The organism is Mucilaginibacter sp. OK268 (genome assembly GCF_900103125.1).
Taxonomy (GTDB): domain Bacteria; phylum Bacteroidota; class Bacteroidia; order Sphingobacteriales; family Sphingobacteriaceae; genus Mucilaginibacter.
On record NZ_FNJV01000008.1, the window covers coordinates 161,516 to 182,691 of the forward strand.

Here is a 21,176-nt window from a genome sequence, read left to right on the forward strand (position 1 = left end):
CCAACAGTGGCCTTTTTCGAACCAATTCATTGAAAAATTGCAAAGAATTGGGAAGAATTGGAAATTTAGGCGAACATAATCTATTGCTTTTTGAAGTAAAATATTGACAAAATTGTAATGGACGAATTTAGCGCATTAGTCCCCACCATTTTTTAATTCATTTTCAACTTCCTCAATAGTTGATAAACTTGCTCTTAGATTTTGCGGCAGTGTTTTATTAAATCATCCATAGCCGAACAATAGAAATTCATTTTGCCCGCATATTCTGGCTTAAAGCCCCCTCTTTTAATTAATTGACTTTCATTAGAGAACTTCAGTTGCCCAACTAAACGGTTCGAAAATTATTCATGACTTTGTTATTATAAATGCAATGATTGTTTGTATTTTTTATCACACCATCGAAATCTTGATAAATTGCTGCTATAGTATGATAATATATTGTCAATATTAAATATCCACGGCATTATCTTTATAAATATAACTAAGCCGTTCACTTTGTCTCCGCTTGGAAAACACGGAAAAATGTTCAATATCCATGCTGCTGCCGGAAACCATGTAAATAGGTTCTGCGACACGCTTACCAACGAATAGTTTACCAATAAACCATACACTAAAACTACCACTTATGAAAAAATTGAACCGTTTAAAATGCATGTTTGCTTCAACCTTGTTACTGTCTTTTATTGCATGTAAAAAAGAAGCAAAAGATTTAAGCACACCTGCTACACAAAAAAACAAGCTTGCTGCATCGCAGAATCTAAGCCTGGCCGCTACGGCATTGCCCGCAGCAGGGCAAAACAAAGTAGCCTATTATGTCTTTGATGTTACCCCCGCAAATCAAGGCATATTACCAATGACCACATTTACGGATAAAGCAAATGTGGTGGTGGTGTTTGAAGGAACCCTATGGGAGCTTGCAGATACGGTGCATTATAATACCGGTTCGATGCAAAATGCATATTATAAAAATAAAAGACAGGTTCTTGCTGATATTCAAACACTACGTTCAAGAGGGCTGAAAGTATTGATGAATGTTGATGATAATGCCAACTGGAGTTCTGCAACTCCGTTTACCACTTATAACGGCACTGCTTACAATTATGTTCAATTCGCTTCATTTGTGAACGATTGCGTTAATACTGTTGGTTTTGACGGAATTTCACTTGATGTGGAGCATGGTGCTACCGATAACACAAATTACCGAAACCTGATCAAGGAGTTAGGCAAATATTTCGGTCCCTTATCGACAAATAGCACCACAAAGATGTATGGCGGTGCTTTCTATTCAGGTGGCGCTCCCGGTCCAATTTTTCGGGAAACTTCATTAAGCCAATATTTGAATTTTGTTATGGATATGGGCTATTTTCAGGATAATACCTCACGGTTCAACTATTGGGCTAACACGCTGGGCAATGCAAAGGTAATGCTTGGAATGTCTTATGATGATAACTCGCAAAGTAGTGCCGTAGCTCAGGCACAGTGGCATCCGGACCCGGATAAGGCGGGCATTATGGTTTTTGCAGGTAATAAAAATAAAGTTTATACAGATGCCATTTTTTCTGCGCTTGAGGTTAATACAACACCGGCACCAAGTGGTTCAGATATAACTGATTATGCTGGTTCGCTTACTGCTCAATATCAAACAGGTTCACCATCAGGTGAAGAGTTTACAAAAATCATTGATAACAATACCGCTACAAAATATCTTACCCAAAATGCATCTGGCTGGGTGCAGTTTAAGCCAACTACAGCAGCAACAGTTGTTCAATATACTATTACATCTGCAAATGATGTTCCCAATCGTGACCCTAAAAACTGGACCCTGCAAGGTTCAAATAATGGCACCTCCTGGACAACCTTAAATACGCAAACCAATCAAACTTTTGCATCAAGATTGCTTAAGAAGACTTATACCTTCACGAATACAACTTCCTATGCTTATTACCGCTTAAATATTTCTGCTGTACAAACCGGCAGTATTCTCCAATTCTCAGAGTGGGAGCTTATAAGAAATTAATATTTTTTTTCAAAATACGCTACAAATAAACATATTGTTTGTAGCGTATTTTATCTTTTTGCTGTGGTTCATCTAGTTTTTAGCAGTCGCCTAAAAGGTGATCAAAATAACCCTGTTTATTATTTAATAGTAAATAAGGTAGCTGCAAAACGTTATTGACGATCTGTTCTTTATGTTCATTATGAACAAACCAATTCTTTAAAAATAGCTAAACTGGTTACCTTAAAAATCAACCAAGCGCCCTCACTTATACAACCGTCATAAACGTTATTTTCTTCAACTCATCCATGAAATAGTTCAGATTCAACCCAGTGTAGGCTACATTCTTGTTCCTTAGCTCGGTTGTTTAGGAATTTACAACAATAAAATCCCGAAGGTTTACGATTTCCTATCCAAACTACTATCGGTAAAAAGCTGTAATAATGTCAGATTCTCGATAATTAGCGCCAGCAACCAAATTTAATTTCAGGCGTTTTTGCAAATTTTTTGCAAATAAAAAAACCCAACTCGCCAGAGTTGGGTTAAATCATTGATTTTCAGTGCTCCTGAGGCTGGGCTCGAACCAGCGACCCTCTGATTAACAGTCAGATGCTCTAACCAGCTGAGCTACTCAGGACTATTTTCCGTTTGGAGTGGTGCAAAAGTATAATTTCTGCGTTAATTTCACAATATTTGCGCAAAAAAAATTTAAAAATATTTTACATGAGTTTGTTAGTTATTGGTACTGTGGCATTTGACGCTATTGAAACACCCTTCGGAAAGACAGATAAAATTGTTGGCGGGTCGGCAACCTTTGCCAGTTTGGGCGCATCTTACTTTTATGACCGTATAAAAATCGTTGCTGTAGTAGGCGACGACTTCCCGCAGACCGAAATTGAAGATCTTCAAAAACACAATGTAAACACCGAAGGCTTGCAGATAAAACAAGGCGAAAAGTCGTTTTTCTGGAGCGGAAGATACCATAATGACATGAACAGCCGTGATACATTGGTTACTGAGCTAAACGTTTTAGAGGCTTTTGATCCTATTATCCCCGATTCATACCAGGATTGTGAATACCTGATGTTGGGTAATTTATCGCCGCAGGTACAACAAACGGTTATCAAACGGTTAACCAAACGTCCAAAATTGATTGTAATGGATACCATGAACTTCTGGATGGACATTGCGCTTGATGAATTATTAGCCACTATTAAACTGGTAGACGTTATCACCATTAATGATGCCGAAGCACGTCAGCTATCAGGTGAGTTCTCTTTGGTAAAGGCAGCCCGTAAAATATTAACCATGGGACCCAAATATGTGATCATTAAAAAAGGTGAGCACGGCGCCCTGCTTTTCCATGAGGATAAAATATTCAGCGCACCAGCCCTGCCATTGGCCGAAGTTTTTGACCCTACGGGAGCTGGTGATACCTTCGCGGGTGGCTTTATTGGCTATTTGGCTAAAGTGGGCTCGGTAAATTTTGATAACATGAAAAACGCTATCATATACGGATCGGCACTGGCATCGTTCTGCGTAGAAAAATTCGGCTCAGAGAGATTAAGAAACCTGTCTCAGGAAGAAATTGCAACCCGTGTACAGGAATTTGTTGGCTTAGCTAAATTTGAAATATAAGTCTCAAAGCCCTCTTCTGATTTCTAAGAGGAGGGCTTTTCTTTCAAGAATATCCTTCCTCTACGTAGTCGGCTGACTCAACCGCCCTATTTTCTCAAATTTCTCAAATACGCTTTCGGTATGCGGAGCATCGGGCAATTCATCAGTCAGATCCTGTCCGGCCCAATGTTCATAATGCTTGCCGTTTTTCCATAGCCTGCTTTCACTCACATCATAGATCACCCCTTTATAGGCTACCCATATTTGCGGCTTGTCCTGTCCATTACGCAAGGCCAATTGTGATCTAGTATATTCGGGAAGCTGACTCAAGATAATTGATTTTTGGTTTTAAAGTACTCAAAAAAGCCGATGTTCATCAACAACAGGATGATTAAATAAAAATGATCTTCTACCGGGATCGTACCTATCCGTTTACCCATATTCTCAGTGTTGTTATAGATGACTACCGGTATAGATGTCAGTATGCCATTTACTATATAAAAAGGGATAAGCGCCACCAGGTAAGCCAAATAAAAGCGATTAAGCCATCTTACTTTAAATACATATTGCAGCAAGGGCATCAACACCAATAACAGGCCAAAAGTTACGATAGAGTATAAACGATCATGATAAAAAATGAGTCCTGATATACTCAGCATAATGATCAAGCTATTTATAATACGGGTGATCCTGTTACCCATCTGCCATTTGATATAATAATTTAAACAGGCGTAAATAAAGATACAGGCAAATGGTACGGTTATAAAAAACAATATCTCCTCCAACGGCAGTCCCCAAAGCGTTATCCCTGTAATATAATGAGGGTTGAATGACCATACTCCCTTTACCGTGAAAAGTACATCCCAAAACAAAAAGAAAAGCGCGGTTATGGTCATCCCCGGCCAGATGAATTTCCAGTTTTTAAAAAAATGCACCTTCTTATCAAACGATAATACCACCGGAAAAAATACGGTCAATATATTGATCAATAAGTAGGTATACTTCACTTTAAAGCGGCTAAGAGCTTGTTTAACTCATCAATTTGGGCAGAGGTACATCTGCGGGAGTTCACCAAAAATTTGATGATCTCTACAGTAAGTTCCTTATCGGCTGTACCGTAATTCTTTTTATCCAGCTGGGTTATGATCTCCTTGCTATCGGTAGCTATATTTTTATTATAGCCTAAAAACCCAGGCACGCTGTCTTCCACAGAAAAGCGCATAAACCTGATTTCGATGTTATGCGGATCAACCTCAATGGCCTTTTCAAAGGTTTTTTCGCAGTTTTTCAGATATTTTATTTTGGAGTATGGGTTCCAGGCATGTTTCGCCTTCAGTGCCTGTACACCGGCAATAAAGCCATCAATAATACCCGTACGATTTTTTATACTGCTCAGACTTTTATAAAGAGAATCAGTGGTTTTACTATCATTAATGGCCTCTCTTAATTGCCTGCGTATATTTTTCAGGTTAGGCTCATCGGCCTTTACGCTTTGCAGCATGAACAAAAACGAAAACATTCCGGCTATAAAAAAAATACTTCTCCTCATTATCTTAAATCACATTCAGTTTTTGTTGTAAAACAGCTTTAACGTATAAACCCATTTTACGGGTATCAGAAATACGTATTCTTTTTTGCAGAATAACATTCGCAGGGGTATAACTTATTTTTTTGAACAATTTCAGATAATAGGTGTAAGCTATATAAACCCCTAAACGTGTACCTGCGGGTAATTGTTTGATCCCCTCAAAAGCGTTGTCAAAGTCGTTTTTAATCTCAGCCTCAATACGATGCTTATCCTGCTCGGTAAAATTGTTAAAATCAATGCCTGGGAAATAGGTACGACCACGCTCCTGATAATCAGCTTGTATATCACGCAAAAAATTTACTTTTTGAAAAGCAGCGCCCAGGCTGCGGGCCTGGGACAAAAGCGATTGATATTGTGCCTCATTATTATTCGTAAAAACACGCAAGCACATGAGCCCTACCGTCTCGGCCGAACCATAGATGTAAGTTTCATAGCAAGCCGGATCATAGGCTTTTTTGTCCAGGTCCATTTCCATAGAGCGTAAAAAAGCGTCAATAAGCCCGGTTTCGATACCGTACTGGTTTACCACCTGTTGAAATGAGTGTATAACCGGGTTTAAACTGATCTTTTCCTGGATGGCTTTAAACGTTTCCTTCCTGAAAGCGCTGATCAAGGTTAGCTTATCATACTCATGAAAGGTGTCTACTATTTCATCTGCATACCTTACAAAGCCATAAATAGCATAAATAGGGTAACGAAAACCTTTATCGAAAGCCTTTATCCCTAAGCTGAATGATGTGCTATACTTATTGGTTATCAATTTACTGCATTCAAAACTGGTCTCGTCGTACAGATTCATCATTTACACATGGGCTGATCCCCAAAAGTACAAATTCAAACCGTTATTGTTTTTTTATGACCACAAAACAATTTGTTTAACTTGGACCACAATAGCTATATGAACAGCGGCAGGCATATTATCATCATCGGGGCAGGTTTCGCGGGCTTATCAGCCGCCTGTGTGCTGGCCAAAGAGGGCTTTAAAGTTACCATATTAGAAAAGAACGATCAGCCTGGCGGCAGGGCCCGGATTTGGGAAAAAGATGGTTTTCAATTTGACATGGGCCCCAGCTGGTATTGGATGCCCGATGTATTCGAAAACTTTTTCGCTTTGTTTGGCAAAACACCTGCTGATTACTATCAATTAGAGCGATTAGACCCCGGGTACCGCATTTATTATGGCCCCGATGATGCAATGGATATACCGGCCGGTATGACCGAACTGGAAGCCCTTTTTGAGCAAACAGAACCGGGCAGCAGCGCAGGCTTAAAGAAATTTTTAAAACAAGCAGCCTATAAGTATCGGATTGGTATGGGCGAGTATGTGTTTCGCCCCTCCCATTCTATTACCGAATTTATTGACTTTAATCTCATCAAAAAGAGCTTGAGCATGCAGCTGTTAAGCAGTATGAGCAAGCATGTACGCCGATATTTTAAAAATCCCCGGTTGATCAAACTGCTGGAGTTCCCGGTTTTATTTTTGGGCGCGACACCTCAAAATACACCGGCCATGTACAGCATGATGAACTATGCCGACCTGGCCCTGGGTACCTGGTACCCACAAGGCGGGATGAACCAGATCGTAAAAGCCATGGTGAATTTAGCCGAAGAATTAGGTGTCGAAATAAAATTAAACACTGAGGTTGTTAACATCGACATAAAGGACAATGCGGCCAATAATATAAATACCAGTCAAGGCACATTCCAGGCAGATTTTGTGATAGCCGGGGCTGATTATGAACATGTTGACCAACACTTGTTGCCCAAATCTCACCGGAATTATACCGAAAAATATTGGGATAGCCGCACCATGTCGCCGTCCAGCTTATTGTTTTATATCGGCACCAACAAAAAGGTAGAAGGTATACAACATCACAATTTATTTTTTGACGAAGATTTTGAACTGCATGCCAAAGAGATTTATACCTCGCCGCAATGGCCTACCAGTCCGCTGTTTTATGTTTCCTGTACCTCCAAAACCGATCCTGGCGTAGCGCCCGAAGGTGGTGAAAACCTCTTTTTCCTAATGCCCATTGCCCCTGGTTTACCCGATGATGAAAGTATCCGCGAAAAATATTTCGCCCTGATGCTCAATCGGTTCAAGCATATTACCGGGCAGGATATCCGTGATTCCATCGTAGTGAAACGCAGTTACGCGCTAAACGATTTTAAGGCCGACTACCATTCCTTTAAAGGTAACGCCTACGGGCTGGCCAATACTCTGGCGCAAACCGCTTTTTTTAAACCAGCCATGCGGGCTAAGCATGTTAAAAACATGTTGTATACCGGCCAACTGACCGTACCTGGACCAGGAGTGCCGCCAGCCATCATATCCGGGCAAATAGTAGCTCAGGAAGTGATGAAGAGAATCAAGAGTTAAGAGTCAAGAATCAGGAAAAACCAAAACAGGGGTTGTTTTTCGAAGCTGTCTTGATTCTTGACTCTCAACTCTTGATTCCTATTCAATTATCATACATCAGCGAGTAGATCTCCTGCATATAAATGGCTTCGGCCATGGCTGCATGAAAATCCTCCCACTCTTCTGTAGTAAAGGTTAATTGTACATCATTAACCGGGGTGCGCATCACCAGCCGTTCCTGCCCATCGGGAAAGGAGTGGGTGTGTTCGGCAAAATCAAGCTCAACTGTAAAATCCCTGAACTGTATAAACTGTTCGGGCGAGAAGCTCAGGATAAGGTTGTTATTCCAGATAAATATACAGCGGCACTCTGAGCACCGGCTTATTACCGATGCTCCAACCTGGCTTATGATTTTTGAATCGCACATATGCATTGTTAATTAAGTTGGTGCCTGCCCGGCCAGCAAAGCTATCGCACCGCAGCATTTGCTCAAGAGCAGGACTTTATATTTTAAACTATTTTTTACAGGTATGTCCTTTATCAATAGGAACAAAGTAATACCTTATTTAGAATAAATCCAAATAAAAATAAAAAAAGCTTATTTACAGCAACTTAACAACAGGCGGTTATTTTATGGGGAGGATTTTGGTCTTGGTTACGATATCTTCCTTTTCAAATGCACTGTACCTGATTACCACATAACCTTTTTTACCTGGGGCTTTTTCAATAGGTTTTACGTCGGCTTCCCATTGGTTACAATGCGTTGAGAACGAAGGCACAACTTCCTGCCAGTGCCTGTGGGCCAGTGTGTACACATAATAAGGACTCCAGCAACTGGTGAACCACTCGGGCAGGATACCTATTTCATCAGTGCCGTTATCGTTCAGGTCGCCAAGATTAGTAATAGTTCCGCCAATTGCATTTGGTATCACGAGGGCAGTTATTTCAGGATTAGAGGATACGATCTTAATAGCGCATCCGCCAACACAATCCACGCCGCTATCGGCTATTTTGGGTCTAACTACCCAAACATATTCGGGTTTGCCATCGCCATTAAAGTCGCCCTTTATGGCATCTTTAGGTATATCGTTAATTTTTTGCGAGAAACATGCATGAGTTACAAAAACTAAACCTAATAAGAGTAATGTTTTAAACGGTAGCATAAAATATGATGAATAATTTACTGTAGTATTTCTGTTAAGGTATTAAACCAGGCTTTATCGTAGGTATATATCCCGTTATAATCAATAATAAGGTACAGGTACTGTGTTTCGGTGGCGGATAAATAGTACTCTATTCTTAAAGGCTGCCAAAGCATCCCCAGGCTTTTTTCGGCTGTTACGGGAAACAGTTCATCGAAACCCAGATATACCTGTTTAACATTATCCAGCGGAACAACCAGGTCTTCATCCCCCTCCACGCCCTCAATGATCAGTTCGGCAGTGGTTAATGCGATATAACCGTTGTGACGCAGCAGCACAGGTGTCGACGTTACTAAACCTGCCAGTATTTTTTTGCTCTGGGATATGCCGGCCAGTTCATGACCATAGCTCCATTTAACATTGCCCTGCAGTATGAATTTATCGGCCATAATGAATTTATTTTCAGAATAGATGTTTACGATTATTTGTTAAAATTACCAGTTTACAGGTCCGCAAAAACTTTTTAAACCTATTATTTTAACATTTTTCTGCTCAAAAACGGCTAAAAACAGACCAAAAATCACTCAAAAACGTCGATTTTAACACTTTTTAACAAATTTTAACATGGTTTTGACGTGTTTTTGAAACTTTAAAAAGTTTTAATTTGCTGATTATCAAATAACTAAAGCCTAAACAGTCGATTTTTGAACCGATTTTCCTTTACCTAAACGGCCCGACTTTCTGTTACGAAAGCCGGGCCGTTTGGGTGATATAAATATACAAATTTTTGGAGTAAGGAACAAGGGCTTTGGACTATGGAATTTTTGGAGCAAAGACACCCGCCTATTCACAGGACATTTCCCCCGCGCGTCATTGCTGTAAGGTACGAAGCAATCCCCGATAAGCAGGTTCGCTCTGTATAGCTTAGAGATTGCTTCGTACCTCGCAATGACGCGTTTTTTTATGGATTCGTTCCCTCGATTATACCCCAAAACAAAAAAGCCTTTCAAGCTAAACTTGAAAGGCTTTTTTTATCATCTGCACATTTGAAATATGCACATCCGCACATCTTTAAGACATCAGTTTGATAAAATCATCAAACAGGTATCTTGAATCGTGCGGGCCCGGGGATGATTCCGGGTGATATTGTACCGAAAACGCTTTTTTGTCTTTTACACGGATACCTTCTATCGACTGGTCGTTCAGGTTCACGTGGGTGATCTCAACCTTGTCAGAGGCGCGTACAGCCTCAGGCACTACACCAAAACCGTGGTTTTGTGAAGTTACCTCGCAGTGATTGATAATAATATTTTTTACCGGGTGATTTAAGCCGCGGTGACCATTAAACATTTTTTTGGTTGGGATATCGTTTGCCAAAGCCAGCAACTGGTGACCTAAACAGATACCGAACATCGGTTTTTCAGAAGCTAAAACTTTTTTAACCGTCTCAATGGCATAAGGCATAGCCGACGGATCGCCGGGGCCGTTTGATATAAAATAACCGGTTGGGGCAAAATCTTGCTCCATTTCTTCGAAGGTGGTTTTGGCCGGGAAAACCTTGGCGTAAACATCGCGATCATCAAAATTGCGCAGGATGTTTTTCTTCACACCCAGGTCGAGCACAGCTACGCGGTATTTCGCGCTCTCATCGCCAAAGGTATAAGTTTGGGTAGTAGATACTTTTGAAGATAGCTCCAACCCGTCCATCGATGGCACCAGGGCAAGCTTAGCTTTAAGTTCATTAATATCCAGGATTTCCGAAGATATGATGGCATTCATAGCGCCTTTATCACGGATATGGCGTACCAGCTGACGGGTATCCACATCAGATATACCTACCAGGTTTTGTTCCTGGAAATAATCTTGTATCGATTCATCGGCTTGTTTACGACTGTAGGCTATGTTATAGTTTTTACAAACCAAACCGGCAATCTGGATATTTCCAGATTCAACCTCCTCATGGGTAATACCATAGTTACCGATATGCGCGTTGGTAGCCACCATGATCTGCCCAAAGTATGATGGGTCGGTAAAAATTTCCTGGTAACCGGTCATCCCGGTATTAAAGCATATTTCGCCGGTAGTGGTACCTATCTTTCCTGCGGCTTTACCGTAAAAAACGGTTCCATCATCAAGTAATAGTACAGCCGGTAATTTGGTGAGGTAAGTCATTTATCAAAAAAATTGAAAGGATTAATAAATCGGATCGCCTGGTTCAAAGCCCCGTGAAAACTAATAGAAATATCGAAGTAAGGAACTTCCTGATTCACGCCGCAAAAGTACAGTTTTATTTGGAAATTATAACACGAATTTCACTAATTTACAAATAACGAATTTCACGAAATGATATATATAGCCGTCAAATCCTCGTTTATAGTAAATCCATGCCAATTTGAACTATTTTTTAATTAATATCATCTATTCGTGTAATTCGATGCAATTCGTGTAATTCGTGTTGTTCAATTTTTACCTTTGCATACCAGAAACATATTTATCGATGTCAATACATAAAGAAGTTAAAAGGATCACTACACATATTGTGCAGGAAATGAAGAACCGTGGCGAGAAAATTGCCATGCTTACCGCTTATGATTATTCCATGGCAGCTATTGTTGACGATGCCGGGATGGACATCATCCTGGTGGGCGATTCGGCTTCGAACGTAATGGCCGGTCATGAAACTACCCTGCCTATAACGCTTGATCAGATGATCTATCACGCTTCATCGGTAGTGCGTGCGGCCAAACGCGCGCTCGTGATCGTCGATCTGCCTTTTGGTTCCTACCAGGGTAACTCCAAAGAGGCCCTCAACTCGGCCATCCGTATCATGAAAGAATCGGGAGCCCACGGCGTAAAAATGGAAGGTGGTATTGAAATAGCCGAATCGGTAACCCGTATACTCACCGCCGGCATACCGGTGATGGGTCACCTGGGCTTAACACCACAATCTATTTACAAATTTGGCACCTACACCGTTCGCGCCAAACAAGATGCCGAAGCACAGAAATTACGCGAAGATGCTCTTACCTTACAGGAACTGGGCTGCTTTGCTATTGTAGTTGAAAAGATCCCCGCCAAACTGGCCAAAGAAGTTGCCGAAAGCGTACAGATACCTATTATAGGCATAGGCGCCGGGCAGCATTGCGATGGCCAGGTGCTGGTGATACATGACATGCTGGGTATTAACAAAGGCTTTAAACCCCGCTTTTTACGCCAGTATGCCAATTTGTACGACCAGATGAACGGTGCCATCAAAAATTATGTTGGCGACATTAAATCAAAAAGTTTCCCGAACGAACAGGAACAATACTAAAACCAGTTCATAGTTGATGGTTCATTGTTCATAGCCAATTTTGAAGCTCCCATGAACCATCAACTATGAACCATGAACTAAACAAAAAATGCGTCCCGAATTTAATTATACCAGCTACGATATTACCGATAAGGATATCCTTTATGAGGACAATCACCTTATTGCCGTGAACAAACGTGCCGGTGATATTGTACAGGTTGATGAAACCGGCGATGAACCGCTGGATGAAAAGGTTAAAAAATACATCGCCCAAAAATACAACAAACCCAACGGCGCGTTTTTAGGCGTGGTACACCGGCTGGACCGCCCCGTAAGCGGTGTTATCTTGTTTGCCAAAACCAGCAAAGCGCTCGACAGGATCAACAAAATGTTCAAGGCCCGTGATATGCATAAAACCTATTATGCCGTAGTGCGCAAACGCCCCCAACCCGAGGCAGGTACACTGGTACACTGGCTGGTAAAAAACTCGCAAAAAAATGTAACCAAGGCGCATGATAAAGAAGTACAGGGCAGTTTACGCTCCGAACTGCATTACAAGCTGGTTGCCGAACTTAATGGCTATTACCTCATTGAAGTTGACCCGATAACCGGTCGCCCGCACCAGATCAGGGTGCAGCTTTCAACCTTGGGCACACCCATTGTTGGCGATAACAAATATGGCTACCCCCGCGGCAGCCTGCGCAAAAGTATTTGCCTGCATGCCCGTAAATTAACTTTTATTCACCCGGTTAAAAATGAGCCGGTAACCATCATAGCCCCCGTTCCGCACGATGGTTTCTGGGAAAAGTTTGAGGGTATGATGATTGGGGCTTAGGAGAGAATCAAGAGATAAGAATCAAGAAGCAGGATTAAAAGGGGGTGCGGTGATAACACCGACCACCCCTTTTAGCGCAAGTCTTGTGTGGTTGCAGGTGGGCTGATGACTTGTGCTTGTATACAATACAGCGAGGTGAAGTCACAAGTCAGCCTTTACCCCAATCCATCACACAAGACTTGCGCCACTATAGGCAGGGAAAAGTTTATACGCATGGTACGGATCTGTATTACTTTACAAACCCCTTCCTCCCCTTCCCCAAGGAAGGAATCGCACGTTCCCCACTTTTGATTCTTGACTCTTATCTCTTGACTCCCTCTACAGTCCCAGCACCGTATTCCAGATCTTTTCATCCACCAAAACACCTTCTTTTAAATTTTGCGCACGTGTTTTCAGTGTGTTTTCGCCGGGGTAGGAGATGGTTGTTCCGGCATGTTCGGGTCTGCTGGTTTTGGTATAGCTGATGATCTCCTCGATGAGGGCAGCGGTATGGTCGTCGTTCTTTGGTTTTATGCAGATAAATACTTGTGAGATACCGGCCTCTTTGCCATTGGCGGTGATCCTGGCGGTGGAGTTACCGCCACTTAAAACCGTAGCCAGCAGATCAAGCACCAGCGAAAGTCCGGAACCTTTCCAAAAGCCAACCGGTAGTAAACGCTCCGACTGCAAAATGGCTGCGGCATCGGTACTCAAATGCCCTTCGCTATCGTAGCCACCGGGCAGCGGCAATTGTTCTCCTCTTGATTTATATTGGTATAGCTTACCAACCGCGTATTGCGATATGGCCATATCCAGCACTACATGCCCGTTTTTGCGGGGCACGGCTATCACCAATGGGTTGTTACCCAAACGCGGGTCTAGCCCGCCCCAGGGTGGTAAATTGGCAATGGTATTGGTAAAACAGATACCTATATAACCGGCCTCGGCAGCCTGCCAGCCGTAAGTGCCGCCGCGCATCCAATGATTGGTATTTTTGATAGCTACACAGCCTATACCGTTATCGCGCGCCAGTTCAATAGCCCGGTTCATACAGATACGCGCATTCAACATTCCCGGACCATAATTACCATCCCATTGTTCAATAGCGCCTAAGCCTCCTTCTTTTATGGGTTCTTCGGCTGGTTTTACCAGGCCATCTTTTACATGCTGTACAAAAACCGGGAAACGATTAAGGCCGTGTGTATACACACCATCCCTGCTGTTTTCGGCAAAAATGGCTGCACACTTTTCGGCCTTTTCATCGGTAAAATCAATACCGGTCAGGATCCGTTTAAATTCAGCTTTCAGTTTTTCAAAAGGTATACGCATGGTAGGTAAATAAAAAGTCAAAAGTAAAAATAAAACAGCCGAATCCTGTTTCGTTTTCCGGAGATAAAAGGCTCGAATAGCTTATTAAAATAATTTCCATTTAAAAGAGTTATTATTACATCCTGGTTGCCAACTAATAACCGGGAATATTTATTTTTGCCTGCATATTTTCTATGAAAAATAAAACCCCGTTAGTTTTTGTTTTAGGCTTAGTTATTATTAACCTGTTGAGTAATTCATGTAAAAAGGATGCCAACAGTAATATACCGCGTTTGCTCACAACCGGCACCTGGCTGCTGGCCAATGTACAGGTTACTAACTTTGTAGGCGATGCTCAGATTGGCACTGCGGATACCTTATACGTTGGCTGCGACTCGACCCAGACATTTACTTTCAATACCAACAATACCTGCACATTTGTAAATTTTGCCTGCCTGGCCCAAAATACAACCGGCACCTGGACACTTACCCCCAACCGGCTTTTCTTTACTTCAGATATGACCTGCAAAGATACTACCGGCAACAAAGGGGTTATAAAACAAACGCAGCCTTTTACCAATGCACAGATATATACACTAGGGATTTACTCCCTGGTATTGCAAACCGGGGATGTAGAGCCGAATTATTCATCAACCAAAAGACGAAGAATTGTGCGGTACGGATTTATCAAGCAAAAAGCACTAACACAATAAGTAAACTTTTATATTTGGATTATGATACCAGTGATTTTTTATAATAAAATTACCAGCAGCATAAAACAAATCCCTATAAATAAACATTTACAGGTAACATCATCACCTTTGAAAAGCCCCCAATTTTAATGAAGAAACGAATTGCCATTTTTGCTTCAGGTTCAGGGTCAAACGCCCAAAAGTTAATGGAGCACTTTAAACGCAATGCCGATGCCGAAGTAGTGCTGATACTCACCAATAATCCCCAGGCTTATGTATTACAACGAGCCGATAATTTTGAAGTACCATCGCACATATTTACCAGGCATGAATTTTTTGAAACCGACGATGTGATCAGACTACTTAAAAACCTGCAGGTTGACCTTATTGTACTGGCAGGCTTTTTATGGCTGGTTCCCGCATCGTTATTAAAAGCCTTCCCCAACAAGATCATTAACCTTCACCCTGCCCTGCTTCCCAAATATGGTGGCAAAGGCATGTATGGCGATCATGTGCACAAAGCCATCCTGGAAGCCGGCGAAGAGGAAAGCGGTATTACCATACATTTTGTGAACGAGCAGTTTGATGAAGGCGAGATCATCCATCAATCTAAATTCAGGATTGAGCCGGGCGACAACCTGGAAATGGTTAAATTCAAAGGTCAGCAGCTGGAGCATCATCATTTCCCTAAGGTGGTAGAGGCTTTGTTGAAGAAGATGAAAAGTTAATTCAAGTTCTGAGTCTTAAGTCTCGAGTCCTAAGTTAGAAAAGAGTCTTAAGTAATGAACTCAAGACTCAGAACTCAAGACTTAAAAATTCGTGCTTAACGATACGCCATAAGTACGCGGGTTACCTAAATGAGATGCCCCGAAGTCATAGGCATAATCGATATACTTTTTGTTGGCGATATTGCTCTCCCAGAAAAACAGGCTGAAGTTTTTGGTATCCACCCCGATCCTCGCGTTAAACTTACTATAGGCTTTTTGCTCTATCTGGTTGGCCAGGTCAAAATACTGATCGCCCAGGTAGCGCCATTCGCCACGTGCAACCAGTTTCACTTTTTGAGGTCCACTCAGCTCATAGCCGTATTGTACAGCCATCATGGAAGTAATATCAGGCGTATATATCTGGCGATTCCCTTTAAGATCGACAATTTGTCCATTGTTACCTACTGCCAGGCTGGTATAACGGGCATGGGTATAGCCAAAGTTATAATCAACTGACAGGCCTTTCACGGGCGTGGCACCCAACTCAAGTTCGGCGCCTTTGCTGCTTAGCTTGCCTGCATTTTTGGTAACGGTAATGGCATCAGGCAATATCAGCGTGGGCACCTGCGCATTGGTTACCCGCGTATAAAACGCGGTAATGTTTACGCGCAGTTTGTTATCCAAAAAATTATTTTTCGAACCTATTTCATAGTTATTACTGTACTCGGGTTTAAAAGTATACAACGGTGGCTGCGATGGGTCAGACCCCAACTCCGTAATACCCCCAGCCCTAAAGCCCCGGCTGTAACTGGCATACAAGTTATTGTTGGCCGAAAGATGATAAGCCACACTCAGTTTTGGTGAAAAGGCATTGAAGTTGGCTTTTGACGAGGTATCTGAACGGGTTACGATAGCCGCCTGTCCATCGGGCTGAAATTCGCCCAGTATGCTTTCTTTCTTATGTTCGTGGTCATAACGCAGCCCGGCGGTAATATCAAATTCGGGGCTTATAGTATATGTTGCCTGGCCATAAACGGCTACACCTAAATTACGATCAGTATTGGTATTGATGCTGGTGAAATCTGTCATGGGTGAGCCTACGGCAGCCGCATCGGCACCAAAATGGGTACCCTGGCGGTTAGGTGCATAATGGTAAAAACCATAAGTGCCGGCTGTCCACTTTAAAGCCGAGGTTGATGAGGCCGGCGAAGTAAACCGAAATTCCTGTATCCCGGTTTTCACTTTGTTCCAGTCGCCGCCATAATTATTGATGATCGAGATACCGTCGATGGCCGAAAAATCACCGTCAATTGGCGTGGTATAATACCGGTTATTAACCTGGTATGACGACTGGGAGGTAAAGTTAAAATCGCGCCCGGCATAACTAATAGCCAGCGACGACTGGAAAGTATTATCGATCATTTTGGTGGTCGCGTTCTGATCTACTTTAAACGGATCGCTCAGGGCATCAGCCGGTGAACCTGCCAGCGGGAAAGCGCCATTATTGCGGTTATTATAATTTTTAACATTTAAGGTCAACGCCAGTTTGGAGGTAGCCAGGAATTTGAGGTAGTAGTTACCTAAAAAGAAATGCTGCTTATCAAAATGGGTATTGTTAAAGGTATTGGTATAAAAACCATTAAAGCCCGAATAAACACCGGCAACGCCTAAAAATAGTTTGTCTTTAATAAGCGGAGCGCGCAGGCCCAGGGTATAGCGCTGCTGCCCGTAGTTACCAAAATCGAGTCCGGCAAAACCGCTTATAGTATTGGTAGGTTGTTTGGTGATGATATTGATAACCCCGCCGGTGGCATTACGGCCGTAAAGCGTTCCCTGTGGGCCCCGTAAAACTTCTATCCTTTCCACATCCAGCAACTGGGGAATGTAGGTATCAAGCCCATATTGATTTACGCCATCTACATAAGTAGCTACCGCCGGATCGTATGAAGTAGTGACGATACCTCTTATACCACTCACCGTGCGGTTATCGCCCGGACCGGCCGAATTAAGGTTGGGTGCAATAGCGGTCAAATCTTTAAGATCCCACAGGCGGTAATCACGTATCTGTTTTGCTGTTAAGGTGGAAATACTGATAGGTACACGCTGAGCGTCTTCCTCATATTTTTGGGCGGTTACGGTAACCTCGTCCAACTGGTTAGCCGCATCTTTTAATTGTATATCGATGGATTGATTGCCAACGCCAACCTTTACCTCCTGATTTTTGGCGGCATAACCTACCGCGCTGATATGCAGGGTGTAAGTACCGGCATCCAGGTTTCTGAATACAAATTTCCCGTTTTTATCGGCAATAGTATGGTAATTGGTATTGAGCAAATAAACCGAAGCACCGGCTACGGCCTGTGTTTTATCGTCAGTCACTGTGCCAGATAAATTGGCGCGGGTTTGGCTTTTTACAGTAACAGCAAGCAGGAATAGTATTAATAAAGTAAATATTGTTTTCATCATAAAGGCAGCAATTGGCAGGTGTCAGATAAACACATTGATATATTTTCCAATTATAATAAAACGGCCTGCATATTAGAAGCAGGGAACAGAAATATTACTGAAATGTGTTTAAAGCTTGAGACTTAAAACTCCTGATTCAGCACTACTCATTCTTCATATACTTATCAATCCCCTCGGCAGGTTTCCAATTGCTGCCGGGCTCAAAATAGTGCCATAGCAGGGCCGATATCTTTTTGATGAGTACGCTGGCTTCATTGTCAGGTACCCAGCGCTGGTCGGTGTTATGATTGGTCATGATAGAAAATACATAATCGCCATGAGGGGCACTTACAAGCACGGTTTCTGATTTCGCGGCATCAACGGCGCCCTGTTTAGATATGGTTTGCACATAAGGTGGTATCTGCGATAGCGCTTTCTCGTCCCAGTAAATACGTGCCATGTTACGGCTCATACGCTCGCTGGCAGCCGGACTAACAGCCTTACCTTGCCTAATCATGGTGAACAGGCGGCACATTTCAAACGGCGTACTTACACCCCAACCATAAATACTGCGGATAGCTTCGCGCCCGGGTACCCGGGAGTTCACTCGCATTACCTTAAACCCATTTTGCTGCAGCCAGTTGTTGATATAATCGCCACCTACCAGCTTTTGCAACCAGGTGCTTGCTGTATTATCGCTCATGGTGATCATAAGCAGGGCCACCTTGCTTAGCTGGATGGTGTCTTTATCTTTAAACGAGCCCAATATATCCTCGCCTTTGTACAACAGCGAATCGCGGTAAACCAGTTTTTGATTGTATTGCAGCTCTCCCTTTTCAATTTTATCCATCAAACCACATTGAATGCTTACCTTGATCATACTGGCTGTAGGGAACAAGGTATCGGCATTAATGGACGCGGTTTTGCCGGTTTTAAGGTTTTGCACATAGATGCCTACCTGACCATGAAATCCCTTCACCGCGTCATTAAGCTGTTGCGTAAGCTTACGATCTGTTTGGGCGAAGGCGATTGAAGTCGCAAATAAGAAAAGAGTGAGTAGTTTGAATTTCATCGGAAATAATGGTTGGAACACTAAGTTATAAAAATGGGCTCAAAAATATTTAGATTTGTTTTTTTGATATTATAAGGCTAAATGAATAAAAATGTCACCGCGTTTCAGGGAAAGACCTGTCATCCTGAGCTTGTCGAAGGATCGTGCGGAGAGGCTTGCCCACCATACTTCGACAAGCTCAGCATGACACCCGTTTTTTCAAGTCCCAAAATCATGTCGACATTTATCCACCTATGATATACCTCCGCTGGCTTTTATTTCCTTTCTCGTTGCTATATGGCCTGGCGGTGGTTATCCGCAACTGGTGTTATAACACCGGGATATTTAAGAGCAGGTCGTTTAACATGCCTGTGATCGCCGTAGGCAACCTGGATGTGGGTGGTGCTGGCAAAAGCCCGATGACAGAATACCTGATCCGTTTGTTGAAAGGCAATTATAAACTGGCAACTTTAAGTCGGGGCTATGGCCGTAAAACAACAGGTTTTATGGTAGCTAATACCCATACGCAAGCTTCGGACATTGGCGATGAGCCGGCTCAGTTCAAAAACAAGTTCCCCAGCGTTACCATTGCCGTGGCCGAAAAACGGGTAGAAGGGATCGAACAATTACAGGCATCACATGATCTGATTATTCTGGACGATGCTTACCAGCACCGGGCCGTTAAACCGAGTTTCAATATTTTGCTATTTGACTATAACCGGGTTAATGAACCACGCTTGCTATTACCCGCAGGCAACCTGCGCGAACCTTTTACAGGGCGCAAACGTGCCGATATTTTGGTGATCAGCAAATGCCCTGCGACTCTGGATCCCGAACAACAAGCAGCTGTTATCAAGCGAATAAATCCACTACCACATCAGAGCGTTTTTTTTACATCGATAAGCTATTTACCGCTTCAGGATATGAACGGGCAGGCTACCAATACCGCTATCGATGATACCACAACGGTATTCCTGCTTACCGGGATAGCAAACGCTCATCCTTTGCTGGAGCATTTAAAAAAGCAAACAACGCACATCATCCATCATAAATATCCCGATCATCATCAGTTTAGCTTAAAAAATATCAGTAAACTTGCCGATGATTTTTTGGCCTGCACTGCACAAAAAAAACTGATCATCACAACAGAAAAGGACGCACAGCGTTTAGGGGAACAGGATCTGCAGCAGGTGGTGAAAAAACTTAATATTTTGGTATTACCTATAGGTATTGAGTTTTTAAATAACCAACAAAAACAGTTTGATAAATTAGTAACAGATTATGTTAGAAAATATTCAAAGCACAGCCCAATACATTAAAAGCCGCATTGGCGATTTTGAACCAGAAATAGGCATTATTTTAGGCACCGGTCTTGGCGGCCTGGTAAAAGAAATAGAGGTTGAAAAACAACTGATGTACTCCAACATACCCGATTTTCCGATCTCGACACTGGAATTTCATTCGGGTAAATTAATTTTTGGTACGCTGGCCGGTAAAAAGGTTGTAGCCATGCAGGGCCGTTTGCATTATTACGAAGGCTATAGCATGCAGCAGATCACTTTTCCGGTGAGGGTGTTGAAATACCTGGGCATTAAATCATTGTTTGTTTCAAACGCCAGTGGCTCGCTTAACCCCGATTTTAAAAAGGGCGACCTGATGATTATTGCCGATCATATTAATCTGCAACCGCAAAACCCATTGGTTGGGCGTAATAATAATGAACTGGGTCCCCGTTTTCCGGATATGAGCCAGCCGTATCAGCGTACATTGATTGATAAAGCATTAACAATAGCAAAGGCCAACAATATTATTTGCCATAAAGGAGTTTATGTAGCTGTTACCGGCCCAAATCTGGAAACCAAAGCAGAATACAAGTATTTACAAATTATTGGCGGCGATGCCGTTGGCATGAGCACCGTACCCGAAGTTATAGTGGCTAACCATATGGGGCTGCCTGTATTCGCGATATCGGTATTAACCGACGAAGGTTTTAATGATGAGCTTGCGCCTGTTGTGATTGAAGATATTATAAAAATTGCCGAAGAGGCCGAACCCAAACTAACATTGATACTTAAAGAACTGATAGCCGGCAGTTAGAGATAAGAACCAAGAGTCAAGATATTAGAATCAAGAAAAGAGTTTTTAAAGTGAATAAAAGAAAATAT

Annotated in this window: 20 protein-coding genes and 1 tRNA gene; 9 read left to right on the plus strand and 12 right to left on the minus strand. The window is 42.4% G+C overall.

Going from position 1 to position 21,176, the window contains the following annotated elements; all coding sequences use genetic code 11:
- The first annotated feature begins 625 nt into the window (after nt 1-625).
- Nucleotides 626-2,017, plus strand: coding sequence for an EndoS/ChiA family endoglycosidase (locus BLR84_RS22445; RefSeq protein ID WP_090472502.1), 1,392 nt, complete (start codon nt 626-628; stop codon nt 2,015-2,017).
- Nucleotides 2,018-2,559: 542 nt separating this feature from the next.
- Here BLR84_RS22445 and BLR84_RS22450 read toward each other — a convergent pair.
- Nucleotides 2,560-2,633 (minus strand) — tRNA-Asn (locus BLR84_RS22450).
- Between the two features lie 86 nt (nt 2,634-2,719).
- Here BLR84_RS22450 and BLR84_RS22455 point away from each other — a divergent pair.
- Complete coding sequence (locus BLR84_RS22455; RefSeq protein ID WP_090472503.1) at nt 2,720-3,634, plus strand: PfkB family carbohydrate kinase; 915 nt, start codon at nt 2,720-2,722, stop codon at nt 3,632-3,634.
- Nucleotides 3,635-3,694: 60 nt separating this feature from the next.
- Here the strand turns inward: BLR84_RS22455 and BLR84_RS22460 are convergent, their stop codons facing one another.
- The 4 genes from BLR84_RS22460 to BLR84_RS22475 are packed head-to-tail and all read right to left on the minus strand — an operon-like array spanning nt 3,695 to nt 6,003.
- Nucleotides 3,695-3,943, minus strand: a complete 249-nt coding sequence (locus BLR84_RS22460; RefSeq protein WP_369829196.1) for a cytochrome b5 domain-containing protein — start codon at nt 3,941-3,943, stop codon at nt 3,695-3,697.
- Nucleotides 3,940-4,620: a lycopene cyclase domain-containing protein gene (locus BLR84_RS22465; RefSeq protein ID WP_090472505.1), complete on the minus strand. Its 681-nt coding sequence runs from the start codon at nt 4,618-4,620 to the stop codon at nt 3,940-3,942. Before BLR84_RS22465 ends, BLR84_RS22460 begins: the two co-directional genes overlap by 4 nt.
- Nucleotides 4,617-5,162, minus strand: a complete 546-nt coding sequence (locus tag BLR84_RS22470) for a hypothetical protein (RefSeq protein ID WP_090472506.1) — start codon at nt 5,160-5,162, stop codon at nt 4,617-4,619. Before BLR84_RS22470 ends, BLR84_RS22465 begins: the two co-directional genes overlap by 4 nt.
- A gap of 4 nt (nt 5,163-5,166) precedes the next feature.
- Nucleotides 5,167-6,003: a phytoene/squalene synthase family protein gene (locus tag BLR84_RS22475; protein WP_176852133.1), complete on the minus strand. Its 837-nt coding sequence runs from the start codon at nt 6,001-6,003 to the stop codon at nt 5,167-5,169.
- A 78-nt stretch (nt 6,004-6,081) separates the two neighbouring features.
- Between BLR84_RS22475 and BLR84_RS22480 the strand changes: the two genes are divergently transcribed.
- Nucleotides 6,082-7,581, plus strand: coding sequence for a phytoene desaturase family protein (locus tag BLR84_RS22480; protein WP_255367022.1), 1,500 nt, complete (start codon nt 6,082-6,084; stop codon nt 7,579-7,581).
- An 82-nt stretch (nt 7,582-7,663) separates the two neighbouring features.
- Here the strand turns inward: BLR84_RS22480 and BLR84_RS22485 are convergent, their stop codons facing one another.
- The 4 genes from BLR84_RS22485 to carA form a co-directional block, all read right to left on the minus strand.
- Nucleotides 7,664-7,987: a DUF6686 family protein gene (locus BLR84_RS22485; RefSeq protein ID WP_090472509.1), complete on the minus strand. Its 324-nt coding sequence runs from the start codon at nt 7,985-7,987 to the stop codon at nt 7,664-7,666.
- Nucleotides 7,988-8,186: 199 nt separating this feature from the next.
- Nucleotides 8,187-8,723: a hypothetical protein gene (locus tag BLR84_RS22490; protein ID WP_090472510.1), complete on the minus strand. Its 537-nt coding sequence runs from the start codon at nt 8,721-8,723 to the stop codon at nt 8,187-8,189.
- A 17-nt stretch (nt 8,724-8,740) separates the two neighbouring features.
- Nucleotides 8,741-9,151: a hypothetical protein gene (locus BLR84_RS22495; protein ID WP_090472511.1), complete on the minus strand. Its 411-nt coding sequence runs from the start codon at nt 9,149-9,151 to the stop codon at nt 8,741-8,743.
- A gap of 622 nt (nt 9,152-9,773) precedes the next feature.
- Complete coding sequence (carA, locus tag BLR84_RS22500) at nt 9,774-10,874, minus strand: glutamine-hydrolyzing carbamoyl-phosphate synthase small subunit (RefSeq protein ID WP_090472512.1); 1,101 nt, start codon at nt 10,872-10,874, stop codon at nt 9,774-9,776.
- Nucleotides 10,875-11,199: 325 nt separating this feature from the next.
- Here carA and panB point away from each other — a divergent pair, with 325 nt between their 5' ends.
- Nucleotides 11,200-12,015: a 3-methyl-2-oxobutanoate hydroxymethyltransferase gene (panB, locus tag BLR84_RS22505; RefSeq protein ID WP_090472513.1), complete on the plus strand. Its 816-nt coding sequence runs from the start codon at nt 11,200-11,202 to the stop codon at nt 12,013-12,015.
- 88 nt (nt 12,016-12,103) lie between these two features.
- Entirely contained in the window at nt 12,104-12,829 is a 726-nt protein-coding gene (locus tag BLR84_RS22510) for an RluA family pseudouridine synthase (RefSeq protein WP_090472514.1), read from the plus strand.
- Between the two features lie 318 nt (nt 12,830-13,147).
- On the opposite strand, the gene yiaK is transcribed toward BLR84_RS22510, so the two are convergent.
- Nucleotides 13,148-14,137 (minus strand): 3-dehydro-L-gulonate 2-dehydrogenase, encoded by a 990-nt coding sequence (yiaK, locus tag BLR84_RS22515; protein ID WP_090472515.1) that lies wholly within the window; start codon nt 14,135-14,137, stop codon nt 13,148-13,150.
- A 173-nt stretch (nt 14,138-14,310) separates the two neighbouring features.
- Between yiaK and BLR84_RS22520 the strand changes: the two genes are divergently transcribed.
- Together BLR84_RS22520 and purN are read left to right on the plus strand one after the other, a co-directional pair.
- On the plus strand, nt 14,311-14,829 hold the full coding sequence (locus BLR84_RS22520; RefSeq protein ID WP_090472516.1) for a hypothetical protein: 519 nt from the start codon (nt 14,311-14,313) through the stop codon (nt 14,827-14,829).
- Nucleotides 14,830-14,957: 128 nt separating this feature from the next.
- Complete coding sequence (gene purN / locus BLR84_RS22525; RefSeq protein ID WP_090472517.1) at nt 14,958-15,536, plus strand: phosphoribosylglycinamide formyltransferase; 579 nt, start codon at nt 14,958-14,960, stop codon at nt 15,534-15,536.
- 81 nt (nt 15,537-15,617) lie between these two features.
- Here the strand turns inward: purN and BLR84_RS22530 are convergent, their stop codons facing one another.
- Nucleotides 15,618-17,981: a TonB-dependent receptor gene (locus tag BLR84_RS22530; protein WP_090472518.1), complete on the minus strand. Its 2,364-nt coding sequence runs from the start codon at nt 17,979-17,981 to the stop codon at nt 15,618-15,620.
- Between the two features lie 142 nt (nt 17,982-18,123).
- A complete protein-coding gene (locus tag BLR84_RS22535) occupies nt 18,124-19,032 on the minus strand; it encodes a serine hydrolase (protein ID WP_090472519.1) in 909 nt (302 codons plus the stop codon).
- A 233-nt stretch (nt 19,033-19,265) separates the two neighbouring features.
- Between BLR84_RS22535 and lpxK the strand changes: the two genes are divergently transcribed.
- Both lpxK and BLR84_RS22545 read left to right on the plus strand, forming a co-directional pair.
- A complete protein-coding gene (lpxK, locus tag BLR84_RS22540; protein ID WP_090472520.1) occupies nt 19,266-20,330 on the plus strand; it encodes a tetraacyldisaccharide 4'-kinase in 1,065 nt (354 codons plus the stop codon).
- The gene (locus BLR84_RS22545; protein ID WP_090472521.1) at nt 20,293-21,108 is read left to right on the plus strand and encodes a purine-nucleoside phosphorylase; all 816 of its coding nucleotides are present in this window, start codon (nt 20,293-20,295) and stop codon (nt 21,106-21,108) included. The genes lpxK and BLR84_RS22545 overlap by 38 nt, the downstream gene beginning before the upstream one ends.
- Nucleotides 21,109-21,176: the final 68 nt, after the last annotated feature.

What these genes read in the sequence shown, in the direction of transcription:
- BLR84_RS22445 (WP_090472502.1), top strand. Translation starts at nt 626, where the DNA reads ATGAAAAAATTGAACCGTTTAAAATGCATGTTTGCTTCAACCTTGTTA.
- BLR84_RS22455 (WP_090472503.1), top strand. Translation starts at nt 2,720, where the DNA reads ATGAGTTTGTTAGTTATTGGTACTGTGGCATTTGACGCTATTGAAACA.
- BLR84_RS22470 (WP_090472506.1), bottom strand. Translation starts at nt 5,162, where the DNA reads ATGAGGAGAAGTATTTTTTTTATAGCCGGAATGTTTTCGTTTTTGTTC.
- BLR84_RS22475 (WP_176852133.1), bottom strand. Translation starts at nt 6,003, where the DNA reads ATGATGAATCTGTACGACGAGACCAGTTTTGAATGCAGTAAATTGATA.
- BLR84_RS22485 (WP_090472509.1), bottom strand. Translation starts at nt 7,987, where the DNA reads ATGTGCGATTCAAAAATCATAAGCCAGGTTGGAGCATCGGTAATAAGC.
- BLR84_RS22490 (WP_090472510.1), bottom strand. Translation starts at nt 8,723, where the DNA reads ATGCTACCGTTTAAAACATTACTCTTATTAGGTTTAGTTTTTGTAACT.
- BLR84_RS22495 (WP_090472511.1), bottom strand. Translation starts at nt 9,151, where the DNA reads ATGGCCGATAAATTCATACTGCAGGGCAATGTTAAATGGAGCTATGGT.
- carA (WP_090472512.1), bottom strand. Translation starts at nt 10,874, where the DNA reads ATGACTTACCTCACCAAATTACCGGCTGTACTATTACTTGATGATGGA.
- panB (WP_090472513.1), top strand. Translation starts at nt 11,200, where the DNA reads ATGTCAATACATAAAGAAGTTAAAAGGATCACTACACATATTGTGCAG.
- BLR84_RS22510 (WP_090472514.1), top strand. Translation starts at nt 12,104, where the DNA reads ATGCGTCCCGAATTTAATTATACCAGCTACGATATTACCGATAAGGAT.
- yiaK (WP_090472515.1), bottom strand. Translation starts at nt 14,137, where the DNA reads ATGCGTATACCTTTTGAAAAACTGAAAGCTGAATTTAAACGGATCCTG.
- BLR84_RS22520 (WP_090472516.1), top strand. Translation starts at nt 14,311, where the DNA reads ATGAAAAATAAAACCCCGTTAGTTTTTGTTTTAGGCTTAGTTATTATT.
- purN (WP_090472517.1), top strand. Translation starts at nt 14,958, where the DNA reads ATGAAGAAACGAATTGCCATTTTTGCTTCAGGTTCAGGGTCAAACGCC.
- BLR84_RS22530 (WP_090472518.1), bottom strand. Translation starts at nt 17,981, where the DNA reads ATGATGAAAACAATATTTACTTTATTAATACTATTCCTGCTTGCTGTT.
- BLR84_RS22535 (WP_090472519.1), bottom strand. Translation starts at nt 19,032, where the DNA reads ATGAAATTCAAACTACTCACTCTTTTCTTATTTGCGACTTCAATCGCC.
- lpxK (WP_090472520.1), top strand. Translation starts at nt 19,266, where the DNA reads ATGATATACCTCCGCTGGCTTTTATTTCCTTTCTCGTTGCTATATGGC.
- BLR84_RS22545 (WP_090472521.1), top strand. Translation starts at nt 20,293, where the DNA reads ATGTTAGAAAATATTCAAAGCACAGCCCAATACATTAAAAGCCGCATT.